The organism is Xanthomonas sp. GPE 39 (assembly GCF_000963005.1).
Classification (GTDB): domain Bacteria; phylum Pseudomonadota; class Gammaproteobacteria; order Xanthomonadales; family Xanthomonadaceae; genus Xanthomonas_A.
On the sequence record NZ_JZHZ01000007.1, the window covers coordinates 144,289 to 144,814 of the forward strand.

General features: G+C 68.4%; 1 protein-coding gene. It reads right to left on the bottom strand.

The features are described 5' to 3' along the window. A partial coding sequence (locus tag XALGPE39_RS16630; RefSeq protein WP_045726529.1) for an AMP-binding protein occupies positions 1-526 on the bottom strand: 526 nt, incomplete at both ends.

The following is a 526-nucleotide window of genomic DNA, read 5'->3' on the forward strand; positions in this document are numbered from 1 at the left end:
GCCAGCAGGCGACATCGCCGCTGCGGTACATGCGTGCGCCTGGCTGCTCGGCGAATGGATCGGGGATGAAGCGTTCGGCGGTCAGGTCCGCACGACCGAGATATCCGCGCGCCAGTTGCGGCCCGGCGATGTGCAATTCGCCGGCCACGCCCATCGGCGCGGGTTGCCCGTGGGCATCGAGCACGTACAGGCGCAGATGCGCGATTGGCTTGCCGATCGGCACACGCCCGTTGGAGGCATGTGCATCGTCGGCGGTGGTGGTGTGGACCGCGCAGCCGACCACGGTCTCGGTCGGGCCGTATTCGTTGATGAGACGGGTGTGCGGTGCGAGTGCCTGCCAGCGCGCCAGCGTGGCAGGCGGCAGTGCTTCGCCGCCGATCACCATCACCGCCGCACTCAGCGGTGTTGGGTGCTCGGCCAATTGCTGACCCAACACGTGCAGATGCGCGGGCGTGAGTTTGACCAGGCCCAGCGGGGTCGGATCACACAGACGTTGCCGCAGGGCGTCGAGCGTGTCGTGTTCGGG